Origin of the sequence: Sphingomonas epibiotica (assembly GCF_039615155.1) — a bacterium.
GTDB lineage: Bacteria > Pseudomonadota > Alphaproteobacteria > Sphingomonadales > Sphingomonadaceae > Sphingomonas.
In genome coordinates this window covers 391,168-408,370 of the sequence record NZ_JBDGHY010000003.1, presented here as the reverse complement: position 1 = coordinate 408,370, position 17,203 = coordinate 391,168, and the positions used below count along the sequence as shown (strand labels likewise).

Below are 17,203 nucleotides of genomic sequence, written 5' to 3'. Positions count from 1 at the left end.
TGACGCGCGACGCCCCTCATGGCCCGGAACGGCCGACTTACATCTGGTTGCGGACGGCCTGTTCGACCTGCGCATTGTCGTCGTCGTCGGCCTTGTCGGCGGCGTCCTCGCCCATGTCGCGGACGTTCTCGGCCTGCGCCTCCAGCGCGTCCTCGACCTGTTCGTTGCTGGTCATGTCGGCCTGGTCTTCCAGTGCGTCGGCCTTGTTCTCGGTCATCGCCTCGATATTGTCGGCGGCCTTGTCGTCGGCATTGCCACCGCACGCGCCCAGCAGCATCAGCGCGGCCAGACCGGTCGCCGTCATCATCGTCTTCATGGCAAATCCCTTTTATCTCGTTCCCGCCGGATTGGCGGTCGGGCGCATCAATCGCCGATACCCGCCGATGGTTCCGCCAGCGTATCGAGCGCGGGCAGCGACCAGTCGATCGTGCCGCGGCCATGTTCGGCCAGAAAGGCGTTGGCCTGGCTGAACGGACGGCTGCCGAACCACCCGCTATGCGCCGACAGCGGCGAGGGGTGGCGCGCGCGCAGTACTAGGTGACGGCCCCCCTGGCTGACATCGCGGACGAATGCCGCCTTCTTCTGCGCATGCGATCCCCAGAGCAGGAACACGGTCGGCTCAGCCCGTTCGGCGACGGCATGGACCACCGCGTCGGTAAACGCCTCCCACCCGCGCCCGGCATGTGACGCGGCACGGTGCTGTTCGACGGTCAGCACGCTGTTGAGCAGCAGCACCCCCTGCCGCGCCCAATGCTCCAGAAAGCCGTGCGCCGGCGGGGTCAGCCCCAGATCTGTCTGCAATTCCTTAAAGATATTGCGCAGCGACGGTGGCACGGCCACGCCCGGCCGGACCGAAAAGGACAGGCCATGCGCCTGTCCCGGCCCATGATAGGGGTCCTGCCCGAGGATCACGACCCGCACCCTGTCGAGCGGGGTCAGCGCCAGCGCCGCGAACCAGTCGCGCGAATGTGGCAGGATGCGCTTGCCCGCCGCCTTCTCGGCGGTCAGGAAGCTGCGCAGGTCCGCCATCGTGTCGCTGGCCAGCACGGGGCCAAGCGCCGCTTCCCAGCTCGGATCGATGCCCGCGATCATGTCCGCTTGCGGACGAACTCGGCGCGCAGCACCAGTCCCTTGATCCCGTCGAACTTGCAGTCGATCTCCTGCGCGTCGCCGGTCAGGCGGATCGACTTGATCAGCGTCCCGCGCTTCAGCGTCTGGCCCGCGCCCTTGACGGTCAGGTCCTTGATCAGCGTCACCTGATCACCATCGGCCAGCACGTTGCCGACCGCGTCGCGCACCACGACCGCGTCGTCGTCGGCCGCCGGTGCCGCCGCCTGCGATGCCGGCACCCATTCGCCGCTCGCCTCGTCATAGATATAGTCGTCGTCGCCCATGCCGTCCCCCTTGTCGCCGCGGGGGTAGCCGAGCGGGCGGCCTCAGAACAAGCCCGGCACCTCGCGCTGCACGGTCGACGGGCGCTGGGGTTGCAGCAGCGTGCGTCCCTCGACGCCGTCGCCGGCGACGCGCAGGCCGTCGCGGGTCGCGGCCGTCGCCGCCGCCGATCCGATCCGGGTGCAGCTCCGCCCGGCGAGGAAGTCGAGCGCACGGGCGACCGACTGCTCGCGCACGTCGCCCAGCGGATAGTTGATGTCGTCGTTGGCGACGCAGGTGTTGGGCACGACCGAGGCCAGCCCGTCATAATAGGCCGCCGATCGCGCCGAATTCTGCACCGCCAGCGCGACCACGCGCAACCGGTCGTCGCATGCCGCCTTGTCGAGCGCGATCTGCCCGACCGGCTTGCCATAGGTGTTGGTGCCGATCAGCGCCATGTTGTTGCCGAGATAGGGGACGAAGGCATTGATGACCAGTTCGCTCGCCGATGCGGTGCGGCCGGTGCCGATGAAGGCGATCTTGGTCGGCGTCACCGACTGCGCGGTCGGGGCGAAATAGCGCGTCTCGTTCTCGGACGATTTCTCGGGGCGGAAGGTCGTGTAGCTATAGACCTGGCTGGTCGACTTGCCGCCGCCCAGCAGGTCGCCCATCAGATCGGCGACCGAGATCAGCCCGCCGCCATTGTAGCGGAAATCGATGATGAACTCGGTGATCCCCTGCGCGCGGAAGCTGGCGAACGCGTCGCGCAGCGGCTGGTTGGCGGTGGTGATGAAGGTGCGCAGGTTGATATAGCCGACCCGCTTGCCGCCGTCGGTCAGCACCTTGGCGCCATAGCGGGTCGAAACCGGCAACAGCGCGTAATCGGCCTTGGCGACGGTTTCGGTGCGGGTCGTTCCCTCGGCGGTGACGAACTGGAAGGTGCGGCTGGTCCCGACCGTATCGGGGCCGAGCGCGTCGTTCAGCCCGTCGACGCCGCTGCTGTCGATGATCGACGACACGCTGCGCAGATTGCCGCTGCTCGTGCCGATCTGCAGGATCTCGGTCCCGCGATCGATGCCGGCATTCAGCGCCGGGGTGCCTTCGAACGACTCGATCACGAACAGGCGCCGTCCGCTGGAATCCAGTGCGAAGCGGGTACCGAAACCGGCGGTCTCGCCCGCGTCGTAATAAGCGTCTTCCTCGGCGATCGAGGTCAGATAGGTGAAATAGCGGTCGCGCCGCTGCGCCCGCGCGGTCGCGGTCAGCGCGTCGATATAGCCGTCGACCGTGGCATAGGGCGTCGGGTCGAGGCTGGCGGGCAGCGTTTCGGGGAACAGATACCATTCGCGCAGCTGCGCCAGCGCCCAGTCCTGCCGCTCGCGCAGCGAACAGCCCGCGGTACTGGTCGGCGTCGGGGTCGGCGTGGGCACAGGGGTCGGCGAAACACCGCCGCTGCTTCCCCCGCCCAGGACGCTTCCGCCCCCGCCGCCGCCGCAGGCCGACAGCATCGCCAACACGCCCAACGCCGCACCGAACTTTACCCGCACAACGCGCACTCCATGATGTCGCGACAGCCTAGGCCGCGCATCGCCGAAGGGAAGGGGGATTCGCCCGTGCGCTAACGTACTGCGTCGGTTCAGTTCCCCTTCATCGCGTCGAGCAGCCGCTTGACCTCCTGCGACCGGCCGCGCGGCAGGATCAGCACGTCGTTGCCGCTGGCGACGACGATCAGGTCGCTGACCCCGACCATCGCGATCCGCACCCCGTCCGACCGGACGAGGCAGCCGGTCGCATCGAGCAGCGTCACGTCCCCGCCGGTGGCGTTATGGGCATCGTCGCGGTCGCTGATCGTATGCAGCGCGTCCCAGCTGCCGACATCGCTCCACCCCATCGTCACCGGCGCGACCGCGACCCGGTCGTCGCGCTCCATCACCGCATAGTCGATCGAGTCGGACGGGCTGGCGGCAAAGGCTTCCGCGTCGGGGCGGATGCAATTGCCGTCGCGCTGCGCCCGGTCCATCGCGCCCTGCGCCGCGTCCAGCATCGCCGGCACGAACCGGCCGATCGCTTCCAGGAATCGGTCGGCGCGGAACAGGAAGATGCCACCGTTCCATGCATGGTCGCCCGATGCCAGCATCGCCTGCGCCGCATCTAGCGGCGGCTTCTCGACGAAGCGGTCGACGCGGTGGACCCCTTCGGCCAGCGGCGCGCCGACCTTGATCCAGCCATAGCCGGTCTCGGGCGCATCGGGGGCGATGCCGAACGTCACCATCCAGCCGTCCTCGACCAGCGGCAGCGCGCGGTCGATCGCGGCGCGGAAGGCGTCGAGGTCGTGAATGACATGGTCCGACGGCATGACCAGCAACGGCGCGTCGCCGCCGCCTGCCGCGATCGCCGCCAGCGCGATGGCGGGTGCGGTGTTGCGGCCCATCGGCTCGAGGATGATCGCCTGCGGGTCCGAACCGATGGCGGAGAGCTGTTCGGCGACGGCATCGGCATGGGCGGCGTTGGCGACGACGATCGGCGCGGCAAAGCCGTCGCCCGCGGCCCGGCGCGCGGTCAGCTGCAGCATCGTCTCGGCGGCGGTCAGGGCCAGGAACTGCTTGGGCCGTTCGGGACGCGACATCGGCCACAGACGGGTGCCCGCCCCCCCGGACAGAATGACGGGGACAATGGCGGACGAAACGGGCATGGATCGGATCTCCGGAAAGGATCAGGCAGGCGAAATCCGCCCGCCCGGACGGGCAAGCGACTGTTGCGATACAACAACGATGTGACAATGCGTATCCATCGCGTTCAGTATTTCTTTGCCCTTTCGCGCGATACGGGCTGGGTGTCGGACTGGCTTACACCTGTATCGAGAGCCCGGCGATGATTCGGCTGTTCAAACACTATATCCCGCACGCCGTCTTGCTGCTGGGGTTGCTCGACTTTCTGGCGCTGCTGGTCGCGGCCGAACTCGGCTGGGTCACGCGGGCGATGCAGATCGACATGGGCATCGACCCGATCCACACCCGTATCCCGCAATTGCTCAGCTTCGCGATCAGTCTGGAAACCGCCCTGGTCGCGGTCGGCATCTACGGCACCGATGCGCTGCAATCGATCAAGTTCGCCGCCGCACGGCTGATCGTCGCGGTCGCGGTCGGCGCGATCCTGCTGGCGGTCGTGTTCTTCCTCGCGCCGTCGATCACCTTCTGGCGATCGAACCTCGTCTACGCGTTGGGCTTCGCGGCAGTCCTGCTGCTGGTGCTGCGCATCCTGACCGGCGCACTGCTCGGCGGACAGGCGTTCAAGCGGCGAATCATCGTGCTGGGGGCGGGGCCGCGTGCGCAGCGGCTTAAGGAACTGTGCCAGACGCCCGGCGCCGGTTTCGTCGTCGTCGGCTATGTCGCGATGAGCGAGGCGAACCGGGTGATCCCCGAAGCGATCGCCCGCGACGCCATCTACAACCTCGCCGACCATGTCGTGCTGCTCGGTGCTTCCGAAGTCGTGCTGGCGCTGGAGGAACGCCGCAACGCCCTGCCGCTCAAGGACCTGCTGCGCATCCGCACGACCGGCGTGCATGTGAACGAAATCTCGACCTTTCTCGAACGCGAGACGGGCCGGGTCGACCTCGACAGTGTCAGCCCGTCATGGCTGATCTTCTCCGACGGCTTCTCGTCGGGGCGCATGGTGTCGAGCGCGTTCAAGCGGCTGTTCGACGTGACCGCCAGCCTGTTGCTGCTGACGCTGACACTGCCGGTGCTGGTCGTCGCCGCGATCGCGGTGAAGCTCGACAGTCGCGGGCCGGTCTTCTACCGCCAGCGCCGCGTCGGGCTGTACAGCACCGGTTTCGACATTCCCAAGCTGCGTTCGATGCGCACCGATGCCGAGGCGGCAGGCACCGCCGTCTGGGCCGAAAAGAACGACCCGCGCATCACCCGCATCGGCCGTATCCTGCGCAAGACGCGGATCGACGAACTGCCGCAATGCTGGAGCGTGCTGATCGGCGAGATGAGCTTCGTCGGCCCCCGCCCCGAACGCCCCGAATTCGTGTCGGCGCTGGAGGACAAGCTGCCCTATTATGCCGAACGGCATATGGTGAAGCCCGGCATCACCGGCTGGGCACAGATCAACTATCCCTATGGCGCGTCGATCGACGATGCTCGGCAGAAGCTCGAATACGACCTCTATTACGCCAAGAACTATTCGCCCTTTCTCGACCTGCTGATCCTGCTGCAGACGCTGCGGGTCGTGATCTGGTCGGGCGGCGCGCGGTAGGCGCATGCTGATCGGGATCATCGTCTGGGGTCATGCGATCGCCGCCTTGCTGTTCGGCGCGCTCGCCTTCTGGACCGCCGATCGCGGCGCGGCCGATGCCGCCCTGCCGCGCGGCTGGCTGTCGGTGTCGCTGGCGCTCACCGCGCTGTGGACGCTGTCGGTCGCCGGGATCGGCGACGGGCAGGCGATCTCGCATCTGTTCGCCGGGCTGCGCACGCTCGGCTGGCTGGTGCTGCTGATCGCGATCCAGCATCGCGCCGGGGCGAAGGGGGCGGGGCTCGGTCGCACGCTCGCTTATGGCAGCGTCGCGGCGGTCGATCTTGCGCAACTGGTCCTCGACCTCGCCGCCGCCGCCGCGCCGGCGACCCAGGCGGCGGCAATGATCGCGCAGGTGTCGACGGTGCTCGGCGCGCTGGCGGCGCTCGGCGCGTTGCTGCTGCTGCACGGCATGTTCCCGGCGGCGACCAGTGCGGCGACGCGGCTGGTGCTGGTTGCGGCCGGTGCCTTCTGGCTGATCGACGTCAATCTGTGCATCGCCGCCTATCTGCTGGGCCAGGTGCCGGAGGAACTGGTCGCGGCGCGCGGCGTCGCGCTGGCGGCGCTGGCGCTGATCGTCGCGCTCGCGCTGTCGCGGCCGGGCGAGGGCGGGGTGCAATTGTCGCGGACCGCCACCTTCCACACGCTGTCGGCGCTAGGGCTGATCGCCTATTTCGTGGTGACGATCATGGCGACCAGCCTGATCGCGACGCTGGGCGGCGGCTATGCCCGGATCGGTCAGACCGCGTTCGTGTTCGGATCGACGGTCGCGGTGCTGACCGCCGCTTCGTCGGGCTGGCTCCGGGCCTGGGTCAAGGTCAAGCTGGTCAAGCATCTCTTCGCCCATCGTTACGACTATCGCGCCGAATGGACCCGCTTCACCGAGACGCTGGGCGAACCGAAGGGCGCCGCACCGCTCGACGAGCGACTGGTCAAGGCGGTGGCCGACCTGACCGATTCGCCCGCCGGGCTGCTGTTGGTCGCGGAAGGGGAAGGGCTGGCGGTCGAGGCATCGTGGCGCTGGGAGGGCGATGCGCTGGGCGATGCGGGGGACAGCATCGCGCTGGCCGGGCATCTGCGCGCGACCGGTCGCATTCTCGAACTCGATCCGCTCCGCGAACGCTGCGAAGGGCCGGACGGCGCGGCGGTCCCGGCGGCGATGCTCGCGCATGGCGAGGCATGGGTGGTCGTACCGCTGCCGCATCTGGGGCAACTCGCCGGGGCTATTCTGCTGGCGCGGCCGCTGGTCGCGCGTGCGCTCGATTGGGAGGATTTCGATCTGCTGCGCATCGCCGGGCGCCAGGTGGCGAGCTATCTGGCCGAGGAACGCGCGCAATCGGCACTGGCCGAAGCGCGCCGGTTCGAGGAGTTCAACCGCCGCTTCGCCTTCATCCTGCACGATGTGAAGAACATCGTCAGCCAGCTGAGCCTCGTCGCCCGCAACGCCGTGCGTCACGCCGACAATCCCGATTTTCGTGCCGACATGGTCGCAACGCTCAATGAATCGGCCACGCGAATGAACGATCTGCTCACCCGCCTGTCCGAACGCGAGCCGGCGCGCGAACAGGCGCTGCGTCCGGTCGCGCTGGCGACCGTCGCGGCGGGATCGGCGGCGCGGTTCCGGGCGCGGGGGGCAGTGGTGGTCGATGGCCCGGCGACGCTCTACGCCTCGGCCGATCCCATGCGGTTGCAGCAGGTGATCGATCATCTGGTTCACAACGCGCTCGACGCGGGTGGCGCTGATCCGGTTCGCATCGTGCTGGGCGCGGCGGGCGACCGGGTGTGGATCGAGGTGATCGACACCGGCATCGGCATGACCGGGCAGTTCATCCGCGATGACCTGTTCCGGCCGTTCGTGTCGTCGAAACCGTCGGGCTTCGGCATCGGTGCGTTCGAGGCGCGCCAATTAGCGGTCGCCATGGGCGGCCGGATCGACGTCGACAGCCAGCCCGGCCGGGGGTCGCGCTTCCGCGTGACGCTGGTGGCGGCCGTCCCCATGCTGGAGCAAGCGGCATGACTACCCGCAAATGCCTGTTGATCGTCGAGGACGATGCCGGGCTGCAACGCCAGTTGCGCTGGGCCTATGAAGGCTATGACATCATTGTCGCGGGCGATCGCGAGGCGGCGATCGCCGCCGTCCGTGCGGAGGAACCGCAGGTCGTGACGCTCGACCTCGGCCTGCCGCCCGATCCCGACGGCGTGAGCGAGGGCTTCGCGACGATGGAAGCGATCCTGCGCGTCAAACCCGATACCAAGATCGTCGTCGCCAGCGGCCATGGCGACCGGGCGAGCGCGCTCCGTGCCATCGATCTGGGGGCATGGGATTTCTATGCCAAGCCGATCGATATCGACGCACTGGGCCTGATCGTCGCGCGCGCCTTCCACGTCCATGCGCTGGAGACGGAGAACCGCCGGCTCGCCGAGCGGATCGAGGGACAGGCGGTGCTGGGCGGCATGATTACCGCCGCACCCGAAATGTTGAAGGTCACGCGGACGATCGAGCGCGTCGCCCCCGCCGACGTGTCGGTGATGCTGCTCGGCGCGTCGGGGACCGGCAAGGAATTGCTGGCGCGCGGCGTCCACGACGCATCGCGGCGCAAGCGCGGCAATTTCATCGCGATCAACTGCGCCGCCATCCCCGAAACGCTGCTCGAGAGCGAGTTGTTCGGGCATGAGAAGGGCGCGTTCACCGGCGCGGTCAAGACGACCGAGGGCAAGATCGAACAGGCGGCGGGCGGCACGCTGTTCCTCGACGAAATCGGCGACGTGCCGCTGCCGCTCCAAGTCAAGCTGCTGCGCTTCCTCCAGGAACGGGTGATCGAGCGGATCGGCGGACGCAAGCCGATCCCCGTCGACACGCGGATCGTGTGCGCGACGCACCAGGATATCGACGCGATGGTCGCCGATGGCCGCTTTCGCGAGGACCTCTATTACCGGCTGGCCGAGATCGTGGTGCGCATCCCGTCGCTCAGCGAACGGCCCGGCGATCCGGCGCTGCTGGCAAGGCACTTCCTCGACCGGCACGCGGCGCAAATGGGATTGGGGCAGAAGCGCTTCGCGGCCGACGCGCTGGCCGCGATCGAGGGATGGGGCTGGCCCGGCAACGTCCGCGAGCTGGAAAACCGGGTAAAGCGCGCGGCGATCATGGCCGATGGCAAGGCGGTGACCGCCGCCGATCTCGACTTAGGCACCGCACAGGCGACATCGGGACCGATCAATCTGAAGGCGGTGCGCGAGGCTGCGGACCGCTCGGCGATCCGCTCGGCACTGGCACAGGCGCAGGGCAATATTTCGGGCACCGCGCGGTTGCTCGGGATCAGTCGCCCGACGCTCTACGACCTGATGAAAAGCTATGACCTGCAACCCTGACCGATCGATCCGCGCGCTGCTCGGCATAAGCGGGCTGGCGATCGTCGCGGGCATGCTCGCGACGATCGGCGGCGTGCTGCCCGCGCGTGCCGATGCCGCCGATGCGAAGACCAAACTCGCGCAGGCGTTGGCGCAATATGAGGGTGGCCATTGGACGCAGGCGCGCGAAGCGGCGCAGGCGGCAACCGCTGCCGATCCGAACTACGGTCTGGCACAGGCGGTACTTGCCCGCACCCATCTGGTGCTCGGCGAAGGCGTCGCAGCGCAGGGCGCGATCGACCGGGCGGTGGCGGCGGGCTTTGATCCCGACCGCATTCATCAGCTCCGCGCCCATGCCAGGTTGCTTCAGGGCGACGCGACCGGCGCGATCGCCGAGGCCGACCGGACGCCGGCCCGCTACCGCCCGTATGCCGACCGCATTCGCGCGCAAGCGCTGGCGGCCGGTGGGGACGTCGCCGCCGGGCTGAACGCATTAGAAGGAATCGTCGCCGGCACCCCGCAGGATGCGGCGTCGTGGGTCGCGCTCGGCCAGTTGCGGATGGGTGCCGGCGATATGGTCGGTGCGGTCAATGCCGCGGCCGCCGCGGTGCAGGCGGCCCCGTCGTCCCCCGACGCACTCCGCCTGCGCGCCGAAACGGTCCGCGCGCAATATGGGCTGGTCGCGGCACTGCCGTGGTTCGAGGCAGCGTTGCAGCGCGATCCGTACGGTTACTACACCCTCATCGAATATGCCGCGACGCTCGGCGATGCCGGCCGGGCCAGCGCGATGCTGGACGCGGTGCGGCGGGCGATGGCGGTCCGGCCCGACAGCGCGCAGGGCTATTATCTGCAGGCGGTGCTCGCGGCGCGCGCGGGCGACTATGATACCGCGCGCAGCATCCTCGACAGGACCGGGCGCGGCGTCGCCGGGGTGCCGGGGGCATTGTTGCTCGGCGCCTCGATCGATCTGGCGCAGGGTAATGCGGGACAGGCGGCGGTCGCGCTACGCGAACTGGTCGCGCGGCAGCCGACCAACGTCACTGCGCGCAAGCTGCTGGCGCTGGCACTGTTACAGAGCAATGCTGCGCAGGACGCTCTGGACTATATCCGGCCGGCAGCGGCGCGGGGGGACGCCGACAGCTATACGCTGACGCTGACTGCGCGGGCGATGGAGCGGCTGGGCGACCGGGCGGGGGCTGCGGCGATGCTCGACCGTGCCGCCTCGCCCGCGCGCGGCCGTTCGAGCGCGTTCGCGCCTGACGACGATCTGGCGATGCTGGCCGAGGATGCGCGGCTGACCCCCGGCGATCCGGCGGTGGCGGTCCCCTATATCCGCGCGCTGGCGGCGGCGGGCAACACCGCCGAAGCGGTCGCGGCGGCTCGGCGGGTCACGACGGCCAATCCCGGCGCGCCCGCCGCGCAACTGGTGCTGGGCGATGCGCTGTCCGCTGCCGGGCGGATGGCCGAGGCGGCCGATGCCTATGCCCGCGCCGCCGCGACCCGCTTCGACGAGGCGACGATGCTGCGGCTGGTCGACGCGCGCGACCGCGCCGGGCAGCGCGCGCAGGCGAGCGCGGCGCTCTCGCTCTACCTTGCGCAGAACCCGACGAGCGTCGCCGCGTTGCGGCTGGCGGGGCAGTGGCAGGCGGCCGCAGGCGAAGACGCTGCCGCGATCGACACGCTCGAACGGCTGCGCGCGCTGGTCGGCGACCGCGATGCGGCCTTGCTGGCAGCCCTCGCCAACGCCTATGCCGGCACCGGGCAGCCGGGCATCGCGCAGGATTATGCCGCTGCCGCCTACCGCATCGCGCCGGCCAATCCGCTGGTGACCGATGCGCTCGGCTGGGCGTTGTTCGCGAACGACAATATCGGCGCGGCGATCCCGGTGATGGCGAAGGCGGTGCGGATCGCGCCCGCCCATGCCGGCATCCGCTGGCACATGGCGCAGATCGCCGCCGCCGCCGGGGATCGTCCGGCCGCCATCGCCAATGCCCGCGCGGCGCTGGCCGACCGGGGCTTTGCCGATCGCGCCGCGGCGCAGGCGTTGATCGCGGGGTAGCGGCTGGTTAGGGCCGGCGGCATGACCGATCCACTCCTTCGCATCGCCGCCGCGCTCGAACGCCTGTCGCCACCGCCGCCGCCCGCCGCCGATCCGCTGGCGCATCCGGCCTATGGCTGGGACGGGGCGGTGCTGTCGGCAGCGCGCGGCTTCCGACCGCTGCCGATCGAGCGGCTGGTTGGGATCGATGCGCAGAAGGACGCACTCACCGCAAATCTGGCGCGGCTGGCGTCGGGGGCGGCGGCGCACGACGTGCTGCTGTGGGGCGCGCGCGGTACCGGCAAGTCGGCGCTGGTTAAGGCAGCGGTCGGGCAGGTGCAGGCGGACGGCGGTGCGCTGGCGCTGGTCGAGGCACCGGCGACGGCGCTCGCCAAACTACCGGCGCTGTTCGCGCTGCTGGCACCGGTCGAACGCGCGTTCGTGGTATTCGTCGACGATCTGGGCTTCGACACGCCCGCCGATGGCCGCGCGCTGCGGTCGTTGCTGGAGGGCGGCGCGGAAGGGCGTCCGCCCAACGTCCGGCTGATCGTCACCGCCAACCGCCGCCATCTGGTCCCGCGCGACCTGAAGGAACAGGATAGCGCCATCAACCCGCGCGACGGCATCGACGATGCGCTGGCACTGGCCGACCGGTTCGGCCTGTCGCTCGGCTTCCACGTGGTCGATCAGGATCATTATGTCGCGATCGTCGAACGCTATTGCGCGGCGTACGAACTGCCGTTCGACGGACAGGAAGCGATCAACTGGGCGACGAAGCGCGGCAGCCGCTCGGGGCGGGTGGCGTGGCAATATGTGACCGAACTGGCGGGCCGGCACGGCAAGGCCATCTAAATCCTCCCCGGCACGGGGAGGATTTACGCCTCCGCCATCTCCGCCAGCGCCAGCCAGCGCTCCTCCGCCGCATCCTTTTCGGTTCGCGCTTTCTCGATCTGCGCGGTCAGTGCTGCGAAGCGCTTCGGGTCCTTCGTATACAGCACCGGATCGGCAAGCAGCGCCTCGTCGCGTTCGATCGCCGCCTCCAGTTCCTCGATCCGCTTGGGCAGCAGGTCGAGGTCGCGCTGATCCTTGTAGCTCATCTTCGTCGATTTAGGCTTCGGCGCTGCCGCCTCGACCGGCTTGGCCTTGGCCTTCGCCGCCGTCCGCTCACGACGCTTCGCCACCCAATCGGCATAGCCGCCCGGCACGACATCGACATGGCCAGACCCGTCCAGCCCCAGCGTCACCGTCACCGTCCGGTCGAGAAAATCGCGATCGTGGCTGACGATCAGGACGGTGCCGGCGTAGTCGCCGATCACCTCCTGCAACAAATCCAGCGTTTCGAGGTCGAGATCGTTGGTCGGTTCGTCGAGCACCAGCAGGTTCGACGGCCGCGCAAACTCGCGCGCCAGCAACAGCCGCGACCGCTCGCCCCCCGACAGCGTGCCGATCCGCGCCTCGGCGATCGACGGATCGAACAGGAACTCCTTCAGATAACCATGGACATGCTTCTTGGAGCCATTGACCTCGATCCAGTCGCCGCCATCGGCCAGCACGTCGCGCACCCGCTTTTCCGGCGCCATCAGCTTGCGCTGCTGGTCGATGACGATCCCGTCGAGCGTCTGCGCGCGCATGATCTTGCCCGCATCCGGCTCCAGATCGCCGGTCAGCAGCCGCAGCAGCGTCGTCTTGCCCGCACCATTGCCGCCGACGATGCCGATCCGGTCGCCGCGCCGGACGCGCAGCGAAAAGTCCTTGAGCACCGTGCGGTCGCCGAACGCCTTGGTCACATGCTCGGCGTCGATCACCACCTTGGTCTTGGTATCGTCGGCTTCGACCTGAATCTTGGCGGTGCCCTGCGGCCCCTGCATGGCTGCCCGCTGCGCCCGCAATTCGTGCAGCTTTTCCAGCCGCCCCATGTTGCGCTTGCGCCGCGCGGTGACGCCGCGATGGAGCCAATGCTCCTCGATCTTGAGCTTCGCGTCGAGCCGCTGCGCCGCGCGTTCCTCTTCGGCGGCGGCCTGTTCCATCCACGCCTCGAACCCGCCGAACCCGATCTCCGCCCGGCGGATGCCGCCACGATCCAGCCACAACGTCGACTTGGTCAGCCGCGTCAGGAAGGTGCGGTCGTGGCTGATGACGATGAACGCGCCGTTATAGCGGTTCAGCCATTCCTCCAGCCATTCGATCGCCGACAGGTCGAGATGGTTGGTCGGCTCGTCGAGCAGCAGCACGTCGGGATTTTCGGCCAGCGCCCGCGCGATTGCCGCCCGCCGCCGTTCGCCGCCCGACGCCGTCGCGGCTTCGCGGTTCAGGTCGATGCCCAGCTGGTCGGCGATCGCGTCGACCTCATGCTCGGCCGGCGCACGCGGTCCGCGCAGCGCGAAGTCGCGCAAGGTCGCATAGCCATCGACCTTCGGATCCTGTTCCAGCAGCACGACATGCGTGCCCGGCACGATCGTCCGGCGCCCTTCATCGGCATCGATCGATCCCGCGATCAGTTTGAGCAGCGTCGTCTTTCCCGCGCCATTGCGCCCGATCAGCGCCAGCCGGTCCCGTTGCCCGACATGGATGTCGAGCCCGCGAAACAACCAGCCATTGCCCTGGATCAATCCAAGGCCCTCATAGGACAATATCGGTGCAGCCATGTGTGGCAGGTAAGCCGCAGTCGCGAACGAAGCAAGTTACGCCAGCCTGTCTGCCCTATTCACGGGGTGTTCAACGCCTTGCCCCTATGCCACGCCCTATGTCGATGGTCGTTCGGTTCCTCGTTCTGGGATTGCTGGCGGTATCGGGGGTCGCGCAGGCGATGCCCGATCAGTTGCTGCGCGATCATCAGGCGGCCCGGACCGCGCGGGCGGAAGGCAGGATCCTGCCGCTGCGCGAGATCGAACGCCGCGTCGTTCCGCAGGTTCGCGGCGCACAGTATCTCGGCTTCGACTATGATCCCGATCGCGGGATTTACACGCTCAAATTCCTGCGCGATGGGGCGGTGATCTGGGTCGATGTCGATGCCCGTACCGGCCAGGTCACCGGCCGCAGTCGTTAAGCAACTAGGGGAGAACAGCCGATGCGCGTCCTGATCGTCGAGGACGAACCCAATCTCGGCCGCCAGCTGCGTGCCACGCTGGAGGGCGCGGGCTATGCCGTCGACCTCGCCACCGATGGCGAGGAGGGGCATTTTCTCGGATCGACCGAAACCTATGACGCGATCATCCTCGACCTCGGCCTGCCCGAGATCGACGGGCTGACCGTGCTCGACCGCTGGCGCAAGGAAGGGCGCAGCGCCCCGGTGCTGGTGCTGACCGCGCGCGACAGCTGGTCGGACAAGGTCGCCGGGCTCGATGCCGGCGCCGACGATTATGTCGCCAAGCCGTTCCAGACCGAGGAACTGATCGCCCGCCTGCGCGCGCTGATCCGCCGTGCCTCGGGCAATGCCTCGGCCGAACTGACGGCGGGCGATATCCGCCTCGACACGCGGTCGGGCAAGGTCACGCGCGCCGGCGAACCGGTGAAGCTGACCGCGCAGGAGTACAAGCTGCTGAGCTACCTGCTCCATCACAAGGGCAAGGTCGTCAGCCGCACCGAATTGATCGAGCATATCTACGATCAGGATTTCGATCGCGATTCGAACACGATCGAAGTGTTCGTGACGCGCATCCGCAAGAAGCTGGGCGCCGACGTCATCACGACGATCCGGGGCTTGGGCTACAGCCTCGACGAACCGGGCGCGCCGAAGCCGGCGGGCGCCGAGGACTGAGCACAACATGGCGACCGGCGCCGACCCTGCCCCCCGCGCGCCGGCGCCGTGGCCCTATGTCCGGGTGACGGGGTCGCTGTCGCGGCGGATGATCGTCGTCGCGGCGCTGTGGATCATGCTGTTGCTGGCCGGCGGCGGCTTCGCGCTCGACCGCGTGCTGGTGTCGGCGGTGACGCGCAACACCGACGACGGCCTCGAATATCTGCTCAATTCGCTGATCGTGTCGGCGGAGATCGATTCGACCGGCGAGGTGACGTTCAACCGCCAGTTGTCCGACCAGCGGTTCCTCGAACCCTATTCGGGGCTGTACTGGCAGGTGAGCGGCCCAGGGCACGAAACCTGGCCGTCGCGTTCGCTCTGGGACCGCAAGCTGCCGGTCGATCGCAGCCATCGCTACACCGATATCCGCGTCTATGACGCCAAACCCTTTCCCGAACAGAAGCTGCGCATCGTCGAGCGCGACCTGACGCTGCCGGGATCGCCGACTGTTTGGCGGTTCCAGGTCGCCGAGTCGCGCGACGTGCTGGACGGGCTGATCGCCGCGCTGCGCAAGACGCTGGTACGCTCGTTCGCGCTGCTCGGGCTGGGGCTGATCGTCATGGCGACGCTCCAGACTTGGTACGGCCTGCTGCCCTTGCGGGCTGTGCGCGATGCGATCGCGCGGCTGCGCGCCGGGCAATCGGCGCGGGTCGAGGGATCGATGCCCGCCGAGGTCGCACCGCTGGTCGAGGAACTGAACGCGCTGGTCGAACATAACGACCGACAGGCGGAGGAGGCGCGGCGCCATGCCGGCAACCTCGCCCATGCGCTCAAGACCCCGCTGACCGTCATCATGAACGCCGCCGCCGCTGGGCAGGACGATCTGGCCGACACCGTCATCCGCGAGGCGCGGACGATGCGGCGGCAGGTCGACCACCACCTCGCCCGTGCGCGCGCGGTCGGACGGCGCGGATCGGCACATAGCCGCGCGGAGGTCTGGACGTCGGTCGAGGCGGTCGAGCGCGCCGTCGCCCGCCTCTATCCCAATGTCCGCATCGATATCGACGGACAGAAGGATCTGGTGGCGCGGATCGAGCGGCAGGACCTCGACGAAATTCTCGGCAATCTGGTCGAGAACGCCGCCAAATATGGTGGGGGCAGCGTATTCGTGACGGTGCGTGCCGATGCCGGCTTCGTCGAACTGCTGGTCGAGGATGACGGGCGCGGCATCCCCGAGGCCGACCGGCTGCGCATCTTCGATCGCGGCGTCCGGCTCGATTCGGGGAAGCCCGGCACCGGTCTCGGCCTCGCCATCGTCCGCGACGTCGCGGAAATTTACGAAGGCACCGCCTCGCTCGAGGAAAGCGAGGACCTGGGCGGATTGCTGGTCAGGTTGCGGCTGCCGGCTGCCTGAAGGTCGCGCATCGCCTCCGCCGCGATCGTCACGCTGCGCTTGCGCGCCGCCGGATCGAACATCGCGCCGGTGATGATCACCTCATCGACCTGGGTGCGCTCGATGAACCTGGCCAGCCCATTGCGCACCGTCTCCGGCCCGCCGATCGCCGAACATTCGAGGACATGGTCGAGCATCGCATTGCCCTGCGTACCGATCCGCTCGCGATAGCCGGCGACGGGCGGGGGCAGCTCGATCGGCTGGCCGGTACGGATCGCGACGAACATCTGTTCGGTCGAACTGGCAAGCAGCCTTGCCTCGTCATCGGTATCGGCCGCCAGCACGATGAACGCGGCGGCGGCATAGGGCTTGTCGAGCACCGCCGACGGGCGGAAGTTGCGCCGATAGGCCTCCAGCGCCTGATCGAGCGCGGCCGGTGCAAAGTGCGAGGCGAAAGCATAGGGCAGGCCGAGCATGGCCGCCAGTTGCGCACCGAACAGCGACGATCCAAGGATCCACAGGTCGACCTTCGCCCCGGCCCCCGGCACCGCGCGAATGCCGCCGCGTGCATCATCGGCGAAGTAACGCTGCAACTCGACCACGTCCTGCGGAAAGGCATTGGGGTCGCTGTCCAAGGTCCGGCGCAGCGCACGGGCGACGATCTGGTCCGATCCCGGCGCGCGGCCGAGACCCAGGTCGATCCGCCCCGGATACAGTGCGTCGAGCGTGCCGAACTGTTCGGCTATGGTCAGCGGCGCATGGTTCGGCAGCATGATCCCGCCTGCACCGACGCGGATCGCCTTGGTCGCGGCGGCGATATGGCCGATCACCACCGCCGTCGCCGCGCTGGCGATGCCGGGCATGCCGTGATGTTCGGCGACCCAGTAGCGATAGTAGCCAAGGGCTTCGGCATGGGCGGCAAGGTCGGCAGCGGCGGCCAGCGCTTCGCCGGAAGTGCCCCCCTGACGGACGGGGACGAGGTCGAGCATCGAATAGCGGGTCATGGCAAGGAGATGGGGCG

General features: G+C 68.6%; 15 protein-coding genes. 8 read left to right on the top strand and 7 right to left on the bottom strand.

The window, feature by feature from the left end:
• Window positions 1-37 precede the first annotated feature (37 nt).
• From AAIO73_RS08330 to AAIO73_RS08310, 5 genes are all read right to left on the bottom strand, one after another.
• Window positions 38-316 carry a hypothetical protein gene (locus tag AAIO73_RS08330; RefSeq protein ID WP_345877247.1) on the bottom strand — a complete coding sequence of 93 codons (279 nt, stop codon included), beginning with the start codon at window positions 314-316 and terminating at the stop codon, window positions 38-40.
• 47 nt (window positions 317-363) lie between these two features.
• Window positions 364-1,092, bottom strand: coding sequence for a uracil-DNA glycosylase (gene ung / locus AAIO73_RS08325; protein ID WP_345877246.1), 729 nt, complete (start codon window positions 1,090-1,092; stop codon window positions 364-366).
• Window positions 1,089-1,394, bottom strand: a complete 306-nt coding sequence (locus AAIO73_RS08320) for a zinc ribbon domain-containing protein YjdM (protein WP_345877245.1) — start codon at window positions 1,392-1,394, stop codon at window positions 1,089-1,091. The genes ung and AAIO73_RS08320 overlap by 4 nt, the downstream gene beginning before the upstream one ends.
• Before the next feature lie 42 nt (window positions 1,395-1,436).
• On the bottom strand, window positions 1,437-2,879 hold the full coding sequence (locus AAIO73_RS08315; RefSeq protein ID WP_345877383.1) for a S41 family peptidase: 1,443 nt from the start codon (window positions 2,877-2,879) through the stop codon (window positions 1,437-1,439).
• Window positions 2,880-3,007: 128 nt separating this feature from the next.
• Window positions 3,008-4,063 carry a mannose-1-phosphate guanylyltransferase/mannose-6-phosphate isomerase gene (locus tag AAIO73_RS08310; protein ID WP_345877244.1) on the bottom strand — a complete coding sequence of 352 codons (1,056 nt, stop codon included), beginning with the start codon at window positions 4,061-4,063 and terminating at the stop codon, window positions 3,008-3,010.
• 179 nt (window positions 4,064-4,242) lie between these two features.
• On the opposite strand from AAIO73_RS08310, the gene AAIO73_RS08305 reads away from it, so the two are divergent.
• From AAIO73_RS08305 to AAIO73_RS08285, 5 genes are read left to right on the top strand one after another with little or no spacing between them, the layout of a single operon-like run.
• On the top strand, window positions 4,243-5,631 hold the full coding sequence (locus AAIO73_RS08305; RefSeq protein WP_345877243.1) for a TIGR03013 family XrtA/PEP-CTERM system glycosyltransferase: 1,389 nt from the start codon (window positions 4,243-4,245) through the stop codon (window positions 5,629-5,631).
• A gap of 4 nt (window positions 5,632-5,635) precedes the next feature.
• Window positions 5,636-7,684 (top strand): XrtA/PEP-CTERM system histidine kinase PrsK, encoded by a 2,049-nt coding sequence (gene prsK, locus AAIO73_RS08300; protein WP_345877242.1) that lies wholly within the window; start codon window positions 5,636-5,638, stop codon window positions 7,682-7,684.
• Complete coding sequence (gene prsR, locus AAIO73_RS08295) at window positions 7,681-9,036, top strand: PEP-CTERM-box response regulator transcription factor (protein ID WP_345877241.1); 1,356 nt, start codon at window positions 7,681-7,683, stop codon at window positions 9,034-9,036. The genes prsK and prsR overlap by 4 nt, the downstream gene beginning before the upstream one ends.
• Window positions 9,020-11,074, top strand: a complete 2,055-nt coding sequence (locus AAIO73_RS08290) for a tetratricopeptide repeat protein (protein WP_345877240.1) — start codon at window positions 9,020-9,022, stop codon at window positions 11,072-11,074. The genes prsR and AAIO73_RS08290 overlap by 17 nt, the downstream gene beginning before the upstream one ends.
• 21 nt (window positions 11,075-11,095) lie before the next feature.
• Window positions 11,096-11,905 carry a DUF815 domain-containing protein gene (locus tag AAIO73_RS08285; protein WP_345877239.1) on the top strand — a complete coding sequence of 270 codons (810 nt, stop codon included), beginning with the start codon at window positions 11,096-11,098 and terminating at the stop codon, window positions 11,903-11,905.
• A gap of 23 nt (window positions 11,906-11,928) precedes the next feature.
• Here the strand turns inward: AAIO73_RS08285 and AAIO73_RS08280 are convergent, their stop codons facing one another.
• The gene (locus AAIO73_RS08280) at window positions 11,929-13,698 is read right to left on the bottom strand and encodes an ATP-binding cassette domain-containing protein (protein ID WP_345877238.1); all 1,770 of its coding nucleotides are present in this window, start codon (window positions 13,696-13,698) and stop codon (window positions 11,929-11,931) included.
• Between the two features lie 98 nt (window positions 13,699-13,796).
• Between AAIO73_RS08280 and AAIO73_RS08275 the strand changes: the two genes are divergently transcribed.
• Genes AAIO73_RS08275 through AAIO73_RS08265 form a run of 3 tightly spaced genes read left to right on the top strand, consistent with a single transcriptional unit; the run spans window position 13,797 to window position 16,203 of the window.
• Entirely contained in the window at window positions 13,797-14,099 is a 303-nt protein-coding gene (locus AAIO73_RS08275) for a PepSY domain-containing protein (protein ID WP_345877237.1), read from the top strand.
• Window positions 14,100-14,120: 21 nt separating this feature from the next.
• Window positions 14,121-14,810, top strand: a complete 690-nt coding sequence (locus tag AAIO73_RS08270; RefSeq protein ID WP_056458383.1) for a response regulator transcription factor — start codon at window positions 14,121-14,123, stop codon at window positions 14,808-14,810.
• A gap of 7 nt (window positions 14,811-14,817) precedes the next feature.
• A complete protein-coding gene (locus AAIO73_RS08265) occupies window positions 14,818-16,203 on the top strand; it encodes a sensor histidine kinase (RefSeq protein WP_345877236.1) in 1,386 nt (461 codons plus the stop codon).
• Here the strand turns inward: AAIO73_RS08265 and AAIO73_RS08260 are convergent.
• A complete protein-coding gene (locus AAIO73_RS08260) occupies window positions 16,125-17,186 on the bottom strand; it encodes an LLM class flavin-dependent oxidoreductase (protein WP_345877235.1) in 1,062 nt (353 codons plus the stop codon). The genes AAIO73_RS08265 and AAIO73_RS08260 overlap by 79 nt on opposite strands.
• Between the last annotated feature and the right edge of the window lie 17 nt (window positions 17,187-17,203).